Raw genomic sequence first — 18,356 nt, 5'->3', positions numbered from 1 at the left:
TGGCGGTTCAAAAGTTGTAAGCGTCGTCGCAAGCGGTGAAAGTACGGAAATTATTTTACACCCTGATACTCTTGCGGCCATGGACGGGCTTTCTTCTTATTTGCAGAAGAACGTTCCCGGCGTAGGCAAAGTTATGGGTTTTACAGACCTTGTAAAGCGCATTAATCAGGTTTTTAACGCGAATGAAAGCCCCGACGGGCTTCAAGTAACGTCATCCCCTTCCTCAAAAACTTCCGACAGTTTTGGATTTGGCGATTTTGATGACGATGATTTTGGCTCTTTTGAGTACGACAATTCAACGGAATCTTCTTCTAATAACGCCAATAATTCAAACGCAGACAAAGATAAATTTTACACGCGAACTGAATTAATAGAACTGTTCGATAGCGCCGCGGGAAAATCACGCTCGATGAACGTTAATGACCTTATTTGGGAACTTAAAAAGCAGATAAATTATGAAGGTTCCGCGTATTATGAAATACCGCTTGATCCAAAACGTTATGGGAAAGAAACCAAAGAAGACTTACAAAAATTAATAGCAAATTACCTTGTCCTGCTTTCGGGAAACATCAGCGAATACGCTAACGATCCTCTTGAACCTACGGCGTTTAAATCGACTGTGCAGTTGCGTACTGTGGGAATTGAGGACAGCCACGCTATTTTCCACACGATAGAACAGTACGCCGCCGCGAACTTTCCCCCAGGCGTAAAATTTACTTTGGGCGGCACTACAATGGTAGAAAGCTCATTAAATGATCAGGTCGTGCAAACGCAGGTTATTTCAATGTTGTTTTCCATAATTTGCGTTTTTATAATAGTGTCGTTTGCCAATAAATCTATTATTGCCGGCATTATCGGAATTGTACCGTTATCAATTTCAATACTGATAAATTTTGCCGTTATGGGATTCGCGGGCATTAAATTGAATCTTGGCACTTCAATGGTCGCCGCCGTAGCCGTCGGCATTGGCATTGATTATTCCATTCACTGCATGGAAGCTTATAAGAGGGAATACCTCGCTTCAGGCGGCAGCGCATCAAAATGCGGGGGCGATTTTTTGCGTCAGGTGTTTTTCAGTTCGGGGAAAGCGATAATTATTAACGCTTTGTCAGTCGGCGCCGGTTTTGCCGTTTTAATGCTGTCTAATTTTGTAATGTTAGGCGATCTTGGAATGTTAATCGCCATTACAATGTTTTCAAGCGCGTTTGTTAGCCTTACAGTGCTTCCCGCCTTGCTTGCGCTAATTAAGCCAAAATTCATTTATAAGGAGTGATTATGTTAAGAAAAGTATTTTTATTTACAGCCGTTATACTGTTGACAAACGGCGTTATTATGGCGCAGGATTTTGGTTTTGGTTCTGATGATGATGAAGACACTCCAAAATCTTCAGCGGCATTTACGGTTGGCGGTGAAATTTCCGCCGAGGCGATACCGTATATTTATGATTTAAATGACGAAGAAACATTTATTGACTCGTTATGGAATGTTAAACTTAATTTGGAGTTTACAAGCCCTTATATTGACATATTTTCCATATTAAATTTTAACTCTCCCTCCATAAATGAATTATGGACATGGAGTTCAAATTTAAAAGAATGGAATTATACCCCCCTTGTTATTGACGAACTTTATTTTCGCGCCTATATCAGCACTGTGAATATCGAAGCCGGTTTCAGAAAATTAACATGGGGAAAAGTTGACAGCAACGGCCCGTTAGATGTAATTAACCCGCTCGACTATACCGACCTTATAGATATTACGGATATAAGGGCAAGAAAAATAGCCCGCCCTATGGTTCACATTACATGGAACGCCGGAAATTTTTCCAAACTTGAGGGAGTATTTATTCCCAACTTTACAGGCTACCGCTTCGCTTCAGAAGGGCGATGGACGCCAATCCAATACTCAACCATGATGGAAAATTCTAAAAAAGAGATATCAGCAAGATTAATTAATTATATTAAAACTTTGCCACTAACTGACCAATTAATCTTATATAGTCAGTTGGGTTCTTTAGATTTATCCGATTATTCGTTTGAATTTCCTGACACGTCAGGAATTGAATATTTCCAGGCAGGGCTTCGTTTTACGACTACTGTAAGTTCCGCGGATTTGGGCATTCAATATTTTTATGGTAATTTATTCAGGCCTAATTACTGTCTTTCAAGTGATGGAGTGGACTATTTTATTGACGATCTTATCAATGGAATTTTGTCTAATCCCGGCAGTTATGCCGGCGATATTTCTTTGCTGTCTCCGAAAATAAATTATACCCGTTATCATCAAATTGGAATTGATTACGCGCAGGTTCTTTTTGGGTTTAATCTTCGTGCGGAAGCCGCCATTAATATAACCGAAGATTTTTCAGGCGATGACGGCTCTCTTCAAAATCCGTTTATCGCGTGGGCGCTTGGTTTTGACAGGGAGTTATTTTGGGGAATTAACGTCAACGCGCAATGCGATGAAACTATCCGCTTATTAGATGATAAAGTCGGGGATAATCCTGTATTTGACTCGGAAGCGGGAACCAATATAACTTCCACGCGTCTTAGCGTATTTTTGTATAAAAACTTTTTTAGGGACAGACTTGAAACCGGCATAACGTGCGTATGGAAAATAGAAGACGCCGATTTTTACATAATTCCTTCGATTGCGTGGACTGACGGCAATTTGACGGCAAGATTAGCCGCGGGTATTTTCACCGGAAATAAAAAGGGAGAATTGGGCCAGTATTGGGAAAACAGTTTTGTCAAATTGGCCATGTCTATCGTGTTTTAATTTTTTAATTAAGACTGTATAATGATCCTATGAACATATTAATTATAGGCGGCGCCGGATACATAGGCAGTCATGTAACAAGGGAATTCCTCGATAATGGCTGTAACTGCGTCGTCTACGACAATCTTTCAAGCGGGCTTCGTGAAAATCTTTTTTTAGACGCGAAGTTTATTCACGGCGACATTCACGATTACCAATCGCTAATCGCCGCCATGAAAAGCTCTACATTTGACGCTCTTATTCATCTGGCGGCGTCCAAGGCAGCCGGTGAATCAATGCACAATCCTGAAAAATATTCCCGCAATAACATCATGGGAACGCTAAATATTTTAAACGCCGCCTGCGAGGCGGGCATTAAACGTATCGTTTTTTCATCAAGCGCCGCCGTTTACGGTGAGCCTCAATACCTGCCTATTGATGAAAAACACCCGACAAACCCGGAAAATTATTACGGTTTTACAAAACTGGAAATCGAACGCTTTTTATTTTGGTATGAAAAACTAAAAAACATCCGTTACGCGAGCCTCCGCTATTTTAATGCCGCAGGCTACGACGTAAAAGGCAGAATAAAAGGGCTTGAGCAAAATCCCGCGAATCTTCTCCCCGTTATCATGGAAACCGCCTGCGGCATTAGAAAGGAAATGCAGGTCTTTGGAAACGATTATGACACTCCAGACGGCACTTGCATACGTGATTATATCCATGTAAGCGATCTCGCTATCGGCCACTTTATGGCGCTTGATTATATCATAAAAAACAATAAAAGCATTACCGTTAATCTTGGCAGCGAAAAAGGTTTTTCCGTAACCGAGGTGCTTGAAACGGCGCGTAAAGTAACAGGAAAGCCCATACCCGCGAAAATCACTGGCCGCCGCGCCGGAGACCCCGCCATGCTTACCGCGTCCGCCTCTCTCGCGCGGGAATTATTGGGCTGGCATGCCCGTTATTCCGATATGGAAACATTGATTAAAACAAGCTGGGGAGCGTATTCAAAATGAAAGATAAATTATTTTCGTATATCGATAATTCCGCGGATTTGGCGGTTGAACTTGAGAGCGGACTGACAAAACTTCCCGCCATTTCGCCTGAGTCGGGAGGAGACGGCGAATTTGAAAAGTGTTTTTTCCTTGAAAATTGGCTTCGCGTCCGAGGCATAACTCAGCTTGAGCGTTTTGACGCGCCCGATGACAGGGTAGAAAGCAAAAAACGCCCGAATTTAATCGCGACAATTGAAGGCGGTGATGACAGTAAAGGAAGACTGTGGATTTTAAGCCATCTTGACGTTGTCCCGCCCGGAGAAGAAAAACTATGGGACAGTAATCCATGGACTGTTATATGCAAAAATGATTCTCCGGGACCTAGGGTTATAGGCAGGGGCGTGGAGGATAATCAGCAGGGGTTAACGTCTTCCGTAATTACGGCGCTGGCGTTTGTAAGTCAGGGGTTAATGCCTTCGCGCACAATAAAGCTTTTATTCGCGGCAGACGAAGAAATGGGGTCAGCTTACGGCATTGAGTGGCTTGTAAAAAACCACGGCGGTTTATTTAATAAAAATGACATGGTACTGGTGCCTGACGGAGGGGACATAAAAGGCGAATGTATTGAAATCGCCGAAAAAAACATTTTATGGGCGAGGTTTGTAACCCACGGAAAACAGACGCACGGTTCAATGCCGGATTTGGGGGCCAACGCTTTTCTTGCTGGAGCCGACCTTGCCGTGCGCCTTCATTTTGAACTTTCAGCTAAATTTGACAAACACGATCCGATGTTTGACCCTGACTACTCTACTTTTCAACCGACAAAAAAAGAAGCCAACGTCCCTAACATTAATACTATTCCCGGCGAGGATGTTTTTTGCATGGATATGCGCGTCCTCCCCTGTTATTCGCCAGATTCAGTATTAGCTGAAGTTGACAGAATAAAAACTGAAATAGAAAATAAATATCACGTTACAGTCGAATACTCGCTGCCTCAGTTAATGCAGTCCAGCCCGACTGACGCAAACGCGCCCATTGTCACATTACTGACTAGAGCGGCGGCGGAAGTTTATTCCGTCCAGCCGCGCCCTATCGGCATAGGCGGCGGCACGATGGCGGCATATCTTCGCAACATCGGTATAGACTGCGCGGTCTGGACAAAGACGCAGGAAACCCTTCACCAGCCGAATGAGTACGCGCTCTTGGAAAACATTCTTGGTGACGCCAAGGTTTTCGCGTTATTGGCTATTAGTTAGCGTTATTCAGGGAGGGGGACAAAATCAGCGCGGCAAAAATTATTGACTCTGAGAAAATAATCGCTTCTTTATGCGAAGGAGGATCCGTCGCAGGGCTGCTTCCTTCCTATGAGCCGCGTAAGGCTCAGCTTGACTTGCTTGCCCTTATTACCCGCGCTTTTAACGAAGACTCTATTGTTATGGCGGAAGCGGGTACGGGCGTGGGAAAATCATTCGCCTACCTCCTTCCCGCCATGCACTTCGCGCTCGCAAACAAGGAAAAAGTCGTTATCTCCACCGCTACCATTACGCTGCAACAGCAATTATTTGAGAAGGACATCCCGCTTGTCGCTTCAAGCATGCCGGACGTTAAAATTAAATCCGTCATTATGAAAGGAAGGGGCAATTACCTGTGCCTGCGCCGTCTTGACGACACGTTACGCGAAGGTTTGCTTTTTGATTTTGATAAAAAAGAAATTGACAATATTGTTGAATGGTCCAAGAAAACAAAAACAGGGGCAAAATCGGAACTTGCATTTATGCCTTCCGAAACTCTGTGGGCGGGCGTATGCTCTGAATCTGATCTATGTTTGGGAAGCCACTGCCCCTGGAGGGAACAGTGCTTTATACTCGCGCTTCGCAGGGAAGCAAATAACGCCCACATAATCGTCGTGAATCATCATCTGCTTTTCGCGGATTTAGCCGCAAGGTACCAGGGCGCGGGTTATGAAAGCGCGGTAATTTTGCCTCCTTTTAACCGGCTTATAATAGACGAGGCTCACACGATTGAAAACGCCGCGACTTCATTCTTTTCTCAGGAATTCGCGAGAACCGGAATTTTCCGCCAGCTTTCAAGACTCTACAATACGCGCAAGGCAAACATGCGCGGCTTGCTGGTACGACTGTGCGCTATGCTGCCCTCAGGCGAAGACAGATTAGATGACATGGCCGATGTTATTCAAAAAATACGCTCGTCAGTTGAAAGCCTTGATGACTGCGCCTTGGAACTCTGCGGCATAGAGGGAATTTTTAGGCTTTCCCCGTCTGTTGATGAATCGTTTTTAAAAAAAGCGTTATTCCCAAATTTCAAGACGTTGCGTAAAAACATACTCAGCCTGACAAATATAATTCGAGATGTTTTAGAAAAACTTGACGACGAGCAAATGGCCGATCCCATTGTTTGGGAAATTAAAACTATCGTAAGAAGGCTTGAAGGAGCCTCCGAGATATGCAATGTTTTTTGCCATTACAAAAAACACGAAGATCATGTTTTATGGATTGAAAAATTACGGTTTAAAAATAACCCCTGGGCAGTCTTTACAAAAACGCCTCTGGATTTGGCGCCCATTCTAAAGGACAGCGTTTTTTCGCCAAATAAAACCGTAGTCTGCGTATCCGCGACATTGGCTATTAACGATGATTTCACTTTCTGGGCAAGCCGCTGCGGCATCGGCAGCGTCAATTCCCGTCCGCCGCTTTCAGGCTGTTTCCCCTCCCCGTTCCCCTATTCAAGCGCCGTCCTCCTTGCCGCCCCGCAAGACGCTCCCCTCCCCGACGAAGAAGGGTATCAGGAATTTGTCAATAAAGCAGTGGCAGAACTTGCCGCCGTCGCAGGAGGGTCGGCCCTTGTGCTATTCACTTCCTACCAGTCTTTAACAGGCAGTTACAACGCCGCTTTAGCGGAACTTACCCCAATGGGCATCAAATGCCTGAAACAGGGGGATGACGACCGCACGCGCCTGTTACAGGCCTTCCTGTCCGACGAAAGCTCCTGCCTTTTTGCCACAGATTCGTTCTGGGAAGGGGTAGACGCGCCAGGGGACACCCTGCGGCTTGTCATTATCTGCCGTCTGCCATTCCGTACACCCGGCGACCCCGTCCATGAAGCGCGAAGGGAGGCTGTGGAAAAGCGCGGCGGAAACCCCTTTTTAGAACTATCTTTGCCCCAGGCTGTGATGAAGTTTAAACAGGGTTTTGGCAGACTTATGCGCAGAAGCGCCGACAAGGGCGTAGTCGCTGTTCTTGACGGGCGAATTTTAAAAAAAGCCTATGGTAGTTTATTTCGACAGGCTCTGCCCGAAACAAAAACAAGCTTTAGCAATCTTAACATTATTTTACAAGACATAGAAAACTTCCTATATTAATGCTATAATATCTCTTGAGGTAAAGGATGTCGGATTACGCGAACACTGAAGAACTCGTACAGGATACTGCAGAAACAGTAAACAATGAAAAATTCCTTGTCTTTTCCATATTAGGGAAATTATACAGTTTCCCATCCCGCCTTATTGGGGAAATCGCGTTATTTGACAAAGTATTCCCGTTACCTCTAATGCCTCCTTATGTGCTTGGCGTTATAAACAGATACTCAGCGCCATACGCATTATTTGACATCGGGCTTTTATTCCAAAAAACTCCAAGTCCGCGCAACAAAATAATTATTCTTAAGGAAGATATTGACAGAATCGCCTTCCTTATTGACGATGTGGCGGGTATCGCAGACATACAGAATGAAGAATTGCTTATTGTAGAAAGAAACGCTGATTCAGGGGATCTGACGGATTTAATCCGCGCGTCGTTCAAGTGGGAAAACGGCGATGTTTTTGTTCTTGACGCGAACATGATAATAAGCCGCGTCTCAAAGGAGATAGCTTAAAGATGAGGGTGTTCATTTGTTCCTATTCGTGGTTTTCCCTTGCCATCCCGATGGATTGCGTATCTTCAATTTTTCTTTATCAGGAAAAAATAAATCATAAAATTGATTTTAACGCTGAAAATTGCAATATACACATATCCCTTCCATTGCTTTTTAATTGTCCTGACGCGAACGTACAACACGGAATAATTTTAAAAGACGGCAATAATAACAATGATTCAATGGAAAATAGAGTGATATTATTCAGTACGGCGGTGGAAAGCGAGAAAGACCTTTTAACCGAAAATATTTATCCGCTGCCAAAAATCATGAGCGTAATGCAATTTGCGCTTATTTTTAACGGCATATTTTTTAATAACAGGCACGGCGGAACGGTGGAAGACAAAACAACAAAAGAACTTGTCCTTCTGCTCGATCCGCGTCAGTTGGTTCATAATATTCATAAGGAATTAATAACATGATTAGAACTTTAATTGTTGATGACAGCCCGCTGGCTCGTTCAATTATCAGGGATTTTCTTGAAAGCGAAGGCTCATTTGAAATTGTCGGCGAAGCCGAAGACGGGCGTGACAGCGTAGACAAAGCGAGAAAACTCAACCCTGACCTTATTACAATGGATTATGAAATGCCCGTAATGAACGGGCTTGACGCTATTGTAGAGATTAGAAAATTCAGCCAATGCGGCATAGTCGTAATCAGCACTCATGATACGGCAAAAATGGCTTATGAGGCCGCGGTTAAGGGAGCGCATGAATTTTTCGCTAAAGATAATTTTACTTCTAAAACCAGCTACAGTCAGAGAAGCGAAATATTTAATACGTTAAAACACATATCAAACATAAAGAAAAAGTTTTCGTTACAGCAGGAAGCCGACGGGCAAAGCGCGCCTATTCAAAAGAAAATTAAATGCGTGGTTATAGCGTCTTCCACAGGCGGCCCTATGGCCCTATGCCAGTTATTCTCCGCCCTACCCGCGGCTTTTCCAGTGCCGATATTGCTCGTGCAGCACAATACATCTGGGTTTGACAAAGGCTTTGTGCAATGGCTTGACGGTTATTCGCAGCTTAATATACAGATTGCCGAAGAAGGAGTTTATCCTTCCAGAGGAAATGTTTATGTAGGCCCTACGGAAAAACATCTTATAATAGGCTCGTCAGGCATCGCGTTTGACGACAGCGGCCCTGTCAACAGCCAAAAACCGGCGGCTGATTTTTTATTTAAGAGCGCGGCCGAGCAGTATGGCAGTTCCCTTGTCAGCGTCGTTCTTACCGGTATGGGCAATGACGGCGCGGAAGGCACCCGTTTTGTAAAAAATGCGGGCGGCATAACAATAGCGCAGGATGAGGCGACTTCCATGATTTACGGAATGCCGCAGGCGGCGGTTGAAACAGGCTGCGTAGACATAGTTCTGCCATTAAACGAAATCGCGCCCAAATTAATATCATTAACGGGAGGAGAAAGCTAGAAATGCCATTAAGCGCAGCGGTTTCAGACAGTACGGTGGAAGTTCCGCCTGAAGTGCTTTCTAACCCAGCTTTATTATTTTTGTATTACCGCATTGAACAAATACTTGGCATAAGGGCGGGAAGCGAACCGCTTATTAAATTAAATGAATATCTTGAAAATAATTGCGGCTCGTCTTTTATAGAAAATCCAGCCGCTTATGAACATCTTCTTACTTCCCGTGAGCAGATATTCAGCATATCAAGATTTCTTACCGTTAATGAAACATATTTTTTCAGGGAAGGCGCCCATTTTGATCTTCTTGCGGGAGTTTTGCCTGAATTGGCGGAACTTGGCCGCCCGTTACAAATATGCTCAGCCGCCGTGTCAATAGGATGTGAGGCGTACAGTATCGCCATGCTTCTTGATTATCATATAAAAAACGGGCTTAATTTTGATTTTACAATCGACGCTTTTGACGTATGCGTTGACGCTATAGAAATCGCGAAAAACGCCCGTTATACGTCAAACGCGCTGCGCTCTGACGGTTCTTCATGGAAACATATTCTTGACTCATACCTGATCCACGATAACGATGAATTTATCGTATCTCAAAATATCCGCAAAAAAGTGCGTTTTTTCCCCCACAATATCATGCGCGGGCTTGAAAAACAGTATGACATAATATTTTTTAGAAATTCCTTAATTTATTTTTCTAATAAAAACAGAATTTTTGTAATTAATAATCTTGCTGAATCGCTTTTTAGCAACGGCCTTCTTTTTATGGGTATTTCAGAAACGTCTTCCGTAAGACATCCTTTGCTGGCGAATAAAAATTCCAGCGACGTATTTTATTTTCAAAAAACTGGAACTCCGTTTATTTATGATCAATTAGGAACATTTACCGCTCCAACGGAACCGTATTTAATTAACAATCGTCAATTTAACAGGCGTGAAAAACCCGACGCGGAAAAACATATACGGCGCGCGAATCCAAAAAGGGAAGAGATTTCCGTTAGTTGCGCTGAAACAACTGAAATTCTTAAAACAGAAGACGGCAAACCAAACGCGGAAAAAACGCTTAAAGCCCTTATAAATGAAAATTATGACGCTCTTCACGGAAGCGCTCTCGCTGCGTCAGCCGTTTATTTTTTAAACGCGCAAGACCTTGAAAACGCCGATACCGTCATCTCATACCTTGAAAAAAACAATTCAGGCGCGTTTACAAAATTTTTAAGGGGCGAACATTATTTTCACAGTGACCTTTTGCAGGAAGCGGAAAAATTTTATGTTGAATCATCGGTAAAAGACAAATATTTTTGGCCGGCATTCTACAGAATCGCCGTTATTGCCGCTGAAGGAAATCCCACAAGATATGAATATAAAATAAAAAAAACAATTGAAAGCATAGAACTTTTGCAAAACTTGGAACCTGACCGCGAACGTAATTATGAATGTTTTATGGGCGGATTTTCTCCCGATTATTTCCTGAGAATTTTGGAAAAGAAATTATCATAAAAGAGGTTTTGCATGAAAATAAATTTTAAAAATATAAAAATAAAATTAATTACCAAATTAACTGTCAGCGCTTTTGTTTTTTTATTGCCATTGGGAATAATGTTACATTCCGTTATTTCCGTATCTTTCTCATCAATAAAAAAAGACAGTATTGAGCTTAAAGGCATCGAAGTTCTTCGTCCCGTCTTTGAGTTAATGCAAAACATTCCTTTTTATATCCGTATTTATATTGATAATTCTCCGGGCGATATTGATTATACCAAACAGCATATAACGGAATTGCTCACGGAAATAAAGGTTAAATATGAGGAATATTTTTCACATGAAGCTTATGTCGTATCTCCCCAGACTCTTATTGAAAATTGGGAGAATATGTCAAAAACCGTGATTCGGGATTCAGTTTTATGGGCATACAGGCAGATAATGCAGGATTTAAACAGAATGATAGTTTATATAGGGGATATTTCAGGGCTTGTTACGGACAGCGATATTGAAAGCGCGTATCTTATAGCGGCCTCCATTCATGAACTGCCGCAGGCGCAGGACAGGGTAGTTTTAATAGGAAATTTGTTAAGAACTATTGAATCCGGCGCGTTCACTCAAAGACGCAGGACGGAACTTCAGCTTAATCTTGAATTATTGCTTTATTCGGACAATTCCCGGATACAAAACAGGTTTAATTCGGCGGGAACCATTAGAAAGAATAATACTGACACTCTTGAATCTTTTGAAATACTTTTAAAATCCTGTTATGACAACATCGCTTATTATGCGAATACCGTAGGGAATATTATTAATGAGCCTGAATTAAATACTCAAGTTATTCCATCTCTTTATGACGTGGCAAGCCGCGTAAATAACGCTACTTTTCGGCTTCAAACCGCGTCCCTTGACCGTCTGCAAACTCTCATTTCAAAAAGAATTTTAACATACAGGCTTCGTTTTATATTATCCCTAGCAGCGGCCGTATTTGCGACATTATTCGCGTTTGTTATAATTTTTATTACAAATTTCGGCATTCGCAAAGCTACCGACAACATGAGCGTAGTATTCAAACGTTTAAATGAAAACGATCTTACCGTAAAAATAGAATCGCTTTCAAATGACGAACTTGGCGATTTTATGAAAGCGTTAGGCGTCTTTTTGTCCAAGTTGCAAAATACATTCTCGTCATTTAATAAAAATACTTCAATGGTTTCAACGTCCGTATTTGAGCTTTCCTCCACTACAAAAGAAATGACAGCCGTCGCCAATGAGCAATCCGCAAGCGTTTCTGAAATTGTAACCACAATGGAAAACAACAGAAACATTTCAGCGCAATCCGCCGAAAAAACTTCGGAAGTGGCGCATCTTGCCTCCCAAACGCAAGAACTTAGCAGAAGGGGCGCGGAACTTAGGGAAATAAATGAAAACATGATGCTTGACGTGCGTAATCAAAACGCGAAAATTATTGAAATAATCAGAAACCTTGCCGAAATGCTTTCCAGAATTGACGAATCGGTAAAACTTATTGACACAATCGCCGATCATACCAAACTTATCGCTTTTAACGCCGCCCTTGAAGCGTCGTCATCAGGCGAAGCCGGTTCCCGTTTCTCTGTAGTGGCTTCCGAAATACGCCGCTTTGCCGACAATGTCGTTGAATCCGCATCCGAAATAAAAGAAAAAATTTCAGAATTACAGGAAGCTTCGCAAAGCCTGTTAACGGAAGCAAATAACGGCTCGCGGAAAATAGACATAGGCTACAATAGAATCGTCGAGCAAAAAGAAGTTTTTGAAAATATAGTGGACGCTTCCCAAAATGTCGCGATACGCACGCAGCAAATTTCATCTTTAAGCAAACAGCAGGAATACGCCGCTTCCCAGGTTTTCTCGGCGTTAAAAGAAATTTCCGCGGGCGTAAACCAATTTGTTCACGCCACCGTCATTACGTCGGAAACGGTGAATAAGCTTAACAATATGTCAAAAGAACTTAAAGAAACTCTTGAGAAATATCACATAACGGGCGGTAATAATAAATGATGCCGGATTCAAGAAAATATTTTCAGGAGCGGTCATGGCGATAGACAGGGAAAAATTCATCAAAAAATATATTGATGAAGGACTTGAAATATTATCCACCGTTGAAACCCTTATATTTGACATAAAAGACGGCGTTTCCGTAGAAGACGATCTTGCCACCCTTCTGCGCGCCCTTCATACCCTTAAAGGCACTTCCCGTATGCTTGAGTTTAAGCGTATCGAAGAATTAAGCCATTCGCTTGAAAGCGTATTTGTCGCCATACGCGAACAAAGAATAGGTTTTTCAGAGAATGCGTTAAAACTGATCCTTTCTTCTTTGGATCTTCTTAAAGACGGAATAAACGTAATACAAAACGATAAAGACGACAATATTGAACTTGGCGAATATGTAAAAAATTTGTCTCTGCTTGCGTCAGGTGAAGAGTATTCTCTGCCAAAAACGGAAAAATCCGCTTCAATAAAAAAACAATCCGCGGAAAAAGAAGCGGTTTTGCCGCAAACGGACGAAACTGCGGAAGCGCCGTCAGAAAAAGAAGCGGCTCATAAAACTCCAGCCGCGGAAAAACGCAAAGATACAAAAAGCGAATCCATACGCGTTCCTCTTGAAAAAATAGATGAAATAATAAAAAGTATAGCCTCTTTACATACGCTTGAAATTGCGGCAAAAAGCCTTTCTCAAAACAGCATTGAAATTACCAAGCTTATGAAGGAGTTTTCAAAATCGCTTAAAGAGTATAAAAAACATGATCCCATACAAGCGGCAAATTTCAGAAAGCTGGAAAGAATGGGGGAACGGTTAAACTCGTCTTTAAAGAATTACTTTCTTGACGCGGAAAACAGCATAAGAACCGCTTATGACAGGGTAATTTCGCTGCGTACCCTTCCTATTTCAACTATTTTTGACAGTTACCAGCGTTATGTGTTTCATCTCTCACAGGAACTTGGAAAAAAAGTCCGTCTTACCATCGAAGGGCAGGAAAATGAAATAGATAAAAACATTATAGAAACAATATCAGAAGTGTTTATACACCTTGTGCGTAACGCTGTCGATCATGGGATTGAAACTCCACAGGAACGCCTTGCCGCCGGAAAGGACGAAACCGGCAAGGTATCCATTATTTGCTCGCGTGAAAGCGGCAACATGAAAATAATTATTTCCGACGACGGACGCGGCATTGATCTTGAAAAAATCAGGCAGAAAGCCGTAAAAAGCGGATTTGTGGCGGAAGCGGCGGCGGCAGGCCTTACTAAAGAAGAACTTATAAATTTAATTTTTCAAAGCGGTTTTTCAACGTCTGGCACCTTAAGCAACGTGTCAGGCAGGGGGGTTGGAATGGACGTGGTCCGAGAATGTGTGGAATCGTTAAAAGGGAGCATTCTTGTAGACAGCGTTCAGGGGGAAGGCTCAAAGTTTACAATTATTGTCCCGCTTTCCATCGCCGCCCTTATGGGCTTTCCAATTGAATGTAACGGAATGAAATTTATTATTCCCGCCAATTTTGTCGAAGCGATAATGCTTTTAAACCGCGATGAGATAATTACCGTAGTGGACAAACCTGAAATAAAATATAACGACCGTATTATTAAATTATATTATCTAAGCCAGATTTTACAGATTAAAACGGACGCCGTAAGCGCGTCAGACATACTTTTTGTCGTAATTATCCGTTCTTATGAAGAAATCGCGGCTATCGCCGTCAATAATATAGACAGCATGAGATCAGTAATTCTTAAAACAATGCCCGCTTTTATGGAGAACATGAGCGTTTTTTCCGGCATTATTTTAAACCAAGACTATGAAATGGTCAGCGTTTTGCATATTCCCACCGTAATTAAAATGGCAAAACGCATAAAAACGCTGGATATTAAGAAACACGCCATTGAATTTGAAAAATTAAAAAAATCTATTCTTGTCGTTGACGATTCGCTTCCAATCCGTGAAATTGAAAGTGAAATTCTTTCATCGGAAGGATATGTCGTGGATACCGCCGCGGACGGGGCGCAGGCGTTAAAAGCGGCTAAAACAAATCATTATGATTTAATCTGCACCGATTTAAATTTACCCGTTATGGACGGCTTTATGCTTATTGAAAATCTTAAAAAGAATGATGACCTTTCAAAGATTCCAATTATTGTAATTTCATCAATGGATAATGAAGAAGAGCAAAAACGCACCTACCAGCTTGGAGCTTCGCGGTATATTGTTAAAAATTCTTTTAATAACCATAATTTGCTCGATGCCGTTAATTCACTTGTCGGAGCGGGATAATGAATGAAGAATTAAAACGAATATTAATAATGGAAGATTCCGATATTTTCGCTGAAATGCTGATAAGCTCATTTGATCAGTCAAAATATAATATCCAAAGGGCCATTAACGGTTTTGAAGGCATTAAAAAAGTGTATGGGTTTTTACCGCATCTTATTATCTCCGACGTAGAAATGCCCCTTTTTAAAGGTTATCAGGTTACGCGCTTTTTAAAATCGCGCAAAAACACCAAAAACATTCCCGTTATTATGTTCACCTCCCTTGATGAAACAAAGGACAAATTTTGGGGACTGCAAACGGGAGCGGATTATTACATTGAAAAATCGCCAGAAAATATAAGTATGCTGATCACCCTTATAGATAAAATATTTTCTACCGTACAGGAAATAGATTTTGACGCGATTGAAAAAGAAAGCCGAAAAATAAACGACGACTCCATTATAGAAATAGTAAATAATCTTCTTGATAACAAACTTTTCCAAACAACAATTATCGGCCTTCTTTCTGATTTGTCTAAAAAGGTAAATTCAATTGAAATGACGGCGCAAGGAATAATTGAGCTTCTTCATACGGTTTGTGAAGCGGAAATTGTAACTTTAATTATCAGGGGAAATAACGGAATCGTGTTTATATATACTAATAATTTCAGCGCGTATACGAAAGAAATATATGATAATTTTTTAGGAGTATGCGAGTCGGATTTTAATAATCTGTTTCAAGGCTTAAAAATTATTTCCAATAAAATAAAAAATTTCCGCCCGACGGGGCAAAACAGGAAAACCATATCTTCTTATATTTTTATTCCCCTCTCTTCAGCGGGTGAAAATTTCGCTTCCCTGCATATCGCGAATTCGATAAATGAGTATTTTACCCCAGCGATTTTGGAAAATGTCAACGTATTCGCCAGCTCCGCGTCTCCAATCATCGCGAACGCGCTTTCCATTCACAATTTTGTCGAGCTTCAAAAAAGAACCCGCGCCGCGTTCGCCCGTTATGTGCCAGGAGACGTGATGGACGAGATAATCAATGAAACGGCGAAAAAAACCATCTTGAGCGAAAACAGGAAAGTATCGGTATTGTTCTGTGATATTAGGAATTTTACTAATATGTCCGAACATTATGACGCACAGGTTGTAGTTGATTTTTTAAATAATTTTTTCGCAAAAATGGGAAGCGAGATAATTTCTGAAAGCGGGCACGTGGATAAATTTATTGGCGACGCGATTATGGCCGTATTCGGAGCGTTTAAAAATAATGAAGAATCCCCTGAAAACGCGATAAAAGCGGCGGTAAAAATGCTTGCCGCCCTTGAAAAAATAAATAACGCGGGCATGGAGTTTTTTAACGATAAAGTAAAAGTAGGAATCGGAATAAATTACGGCGAATGTATTTTAGGAAATATCGGATTTAAAAACAAAATGGACTACACGATAATAGGCGACACTGTTAATCTAGCCTCCCGTCTTGAAAGTCTTACAAAGGCGTATTATCATCCTCTTATAGTTTCCGAGGCCGTATTTGAAGCGGCTAAAGAAAAATTTCTTTTCCGTAAAATTGACAATGTGCGGGTAAAAGGAAAGGATAAACCCGTCGGCATATACGCCGTTTATTCCGGTTTTCAGGGCGCCGACGGAAAAAAATTGCGCTCGGGAGAAACAGCGGATATAACTTCGGTGGAGTCTCTTTTAATTAACCGTGACACGCTGGTAAATTACAATAAAGGGCTTCGCGTTTTTTATTTGCGCGAATGGAAACTGGCGCAGGAATATTTTAACAAGTCATTGGAAAGCGATAAAGATGATTTTCTGTCAAGACTTTATCTTGAACGTTCTATTAAATTATCAGAATCGCCTGTAAGCGACGATTGGGACGGGGTAATTACGTTTACTGAAAAATAAATTTTAAAGGAGAATAATATGACCAGTAAAGAAACAAATGAAAAAATCAGCCGCGATGAATATGACGGAGAAAAACTGATAAACAAATTCAGGTTTATTCTTGCCTTGATTTTTATATTATCCATTATCGTCGTATCATTTATAAGGAAATTAAGCGGGCTTGAACACTTTCCTTTTAGGGCGTATACGTTTACGTCGGGCTTCTTGCTTTATTCAATTTTCCTGTATTTCTATATAAAAAGAAAAAGCGCTCTTAATCCATATTTTAAATATATTTGCGTAATTTTAGACTCGGTTCTTATAAGCGGCGCCATTTGGGCGGGTTGCACATATCCTGAAATATCGCCTCCCATCACTTTCCTTTCAATACAAGCCCTTTTTTATATCGTGCTTATCATGGCGGGCTCTTTCAGGTACAGCGTCCCCTGCGCGTTCTTTTCCGGAATATTTTCCGCCGTGTGTTATCTGATTGTAGTCATCATGAACGGAAAAGTTCTTGATCTGCCATATTCATTCACGCTTAATGACAAAGTAATACCATTGAGTTTTCCACTGTATAACGAAATGCTCCGCGTAATTGGAATGATTGTCGCGGGAGCTACGGCGGGAATGGCATGCAAACGCCATCTTACATTGTTTAAAAGCATGATAGAATCCCAGGCGGGCGCCGCCGACGCGGCTTTAGCGACTGTAGAACAAACCCGCACAATGGCTAAAGTCATAAAAAAATCTACTAATGACATTTTCTTTTCATCAAAAGATATTTTTACAACCGCAAACAATCAGGCGGCGAGCATTCAGGAGATTGAAAGCACAATTAATGAAAACACCCAAATAGCCGGCGATATATCCGAAAAAACCGCCAGCGTATCCACCATAGCTTCCAGAATGGAAAATGACGTTATTCACGGTTTTTCCGTACTTGAACGCAATGTTGATCAACTGGAAGACATTAAGAAAAAGAACGACGGAGTAATCACCGGAATTATCAATCTTGGAAACAAAATATTAAAAATACGCGATATTGTAAAAAATATAAATACCATAACTGATCAAACAAAAGTTATAGCGTTTAACGCCGCTCTGGAAGCCGCGAGCGCCGGTGAACGCGGCAAGCGTTTTTCAGTCGTAGCGAGTGAAGTAAACAGGCTTGCGGACGACATCGCCTCCCTTACAAGGCAAATCCGCGAACAAGTTGAAGAAATACAGAATTCTTCCTCTTCGCTTATTATTTCCAGCGAAGAAAGCGCGGATAAAATCACTGAAGGCAACAACCTAATCAAGGAACTTGAGGACATTTTCCGCGAAATCCGTTCAGGCGCGGAAATTACCGCGAATCAGGCCCAAACGATTACAATATCAACGCAAAAACAGCAAAAGTCTACCGAGCAAATTAACATAGCCATATCTGATATTTCAAAGGGACTGTCAAATTTTATACAATCAACCAGAGTGGCGACTTCGTCAGCGGAAGAACTTACGGAAATGATTCAGAAATTAGATTCCATTTTAAAAGGAGGAGCGCCTTCATCAAATACGGACAACGCGTCAAAAGAATAA

Annotated in this window: 13 protein-coding genes; all 13 read left to right on the top strand. The window is 41.7% G+C overall.

Going from position 1 to position 18,356, the window contains the following annotated elements:
- The coding region (locus ACYVRA_RS04090; RefSeq protein WP_461251476.1) for an efflux RND transporter permease subunit at positions 1-1,273 on the top strand (1,273 nt) is incomplete at its 5' end.
- A 2-nt stretch (positions 1,274-1,275) separates the two neighbouring features.
- Positions 1,276-2,778 (top strand): hypothetical protein, encoded by a 1,503-nt coding sequence (locus ACYVRA_RS04085; RefSeq protein WP_461251475.1) that lies wholly within the window; start codon positions 1,276-1,278, stop codon positions 2,776-2,778.
- Between the two features lie 29 nt (positions 2,779-2,807).
- Positions 2,808-3,776, top strand: a complete 969-nt coding sequence (gene galE / locus ACYVRA_RS04080) for a UDP-glucose 4-epimerase GalE (protein ID WP_461251474.1) — start codon at positions 2,808-2,810, stop codon at positions 3,774-3,776.
- Positions 3,773-5,011 (top strand): M20 family metallo-hydrolase, encoded by a 1,239-nt coding sequence (locus ACYVRA_RS04075; protein WP_461251473.1) that lies wholly within the window; start codon positions 3,773-3,775, stop codon positions 5,009-5,011. The genes galE and ACYVRA_RS04075 overlap by 4 nt, the downstream gene beginning before the upstream one ends.
- A gap of 134 nt (positions 5,012-5,145) precedes the next feature.
- A complete protein-coding gene (locus ACYVRA_RS04070) occupies positions 5,146-7,134 on the top strand; it encodes an ATP-dependent DNA helicase (RefSeq protein WP_461251472.1) in 1,989 nt (662 codons plus the stop codon).
- Between the two features lie 26 nt (positions 7,135-7,160).
- Positions 7,161-7,646 carry a chemotaxis protein CheW gene (locus ACYVRA_RS04065; RefSeq protein ID WP_461251471.1) on the top strand — a complete coding sequence of 162 codons (486 nt, stop codon included), beginning with the start codon at positions 7,161-7,163 and terminating at the stop codon, positions 7,644-7,646.
- Between the two features lie 2 nt (positions 7,647-7,648).
- Entirely contained in the window at positions 7,649-8,107 is a 459-nt protein-coding gene (locus tag ACYVRA_RS04060) for a hypothetical protein (protein ID WP_461251470.1), read from the top strand.
- Positions 8,104-9,111 (top strand): chemotaxis-specific protein-glutamate methyltransferase CheB, encoded by a 1,008-nt coding sequence (cheB, locus tag ACYVRA_RS04055; protein WP_461251469.1) that lies wholly within the window; start codon positions 8,104-8,106, stop codon positions 9,109-9,111. Before ACYVRA_RS04060 ends, cheB begins: the two co-directional genes overlap by 4 nt.
- 2 nt (positions 9,112-9,113) lie before the next feature.
- Positions 9,114-10,607: a CheR family methyltransferase gene (locus ACYVRA_RS04050; RefSeq protein ID WP_461251468.1), complete on the top strand. Its 1,494-nt coding sequence runs from the start codon at positions 9,114-9,116 to the stop codon at positions 10,605-10,607.
- A 12-nt stretch (positions 10,608-10,619) separates the two neighbouring features.
- Positions 10,620-12,629: a methyl-accepting chemotaxis protein gene (locus ACYVRA_RS04045; protein ID WP_461251467.1), complete on the top strand. Its 2,010-nt coding sequence runs from the start codon at positions 10,620-10,622 to the stop codon at positions 12,627-12,629.
- A 34-nt stretch (positions 12,630-12,663) separates the two neighbouring features.
- Entirely contained in the window at positions 12,664-14,898 is a 2,235-nt protein-coding gene (locus ACYVRA_RS04040) for a hybrid sensor histidine kinase/response regulator (RefSeq protein WP_461251466.1), read from the top strand.
- Positions 14,898-16,796 carry an adenylate/guanylate cyclase domain-containing protein gene (locus ACYVRA_RS04035; RefSeq protein ID WP_461251465.1) on the top strand — a complete coding sequence of 633 codons (1,899 nt, stop codon included), beginning with the start codon at positions 14,898-14,900 and terminating at the stop codon, positions 16,794-16,796. Before ACYVRA_RS04040 ends, ACYVRA_RS04035 begins: the two co-directional genes overlap by 1 nt.
- Before the next feature lie 18 nt (positions 16,797-16,814).
- Positions 16,815-18,356: a methyl-accepting chemotaxis protein gene (locus ACYVRA_RS04030; protein ID WP_461251464.1), complete on the top strand. Its 1,542-nt coding sequence runs from the start codon at positions 16,815-16,817 to the stop codon at positions 18,354-18,356.

Source organism: Treponema sp. R8-4-B8, assembly GCF_054786175.1.
This window is presented reverse-complemented; position numbering and strand designations above follow the sequence as displayed.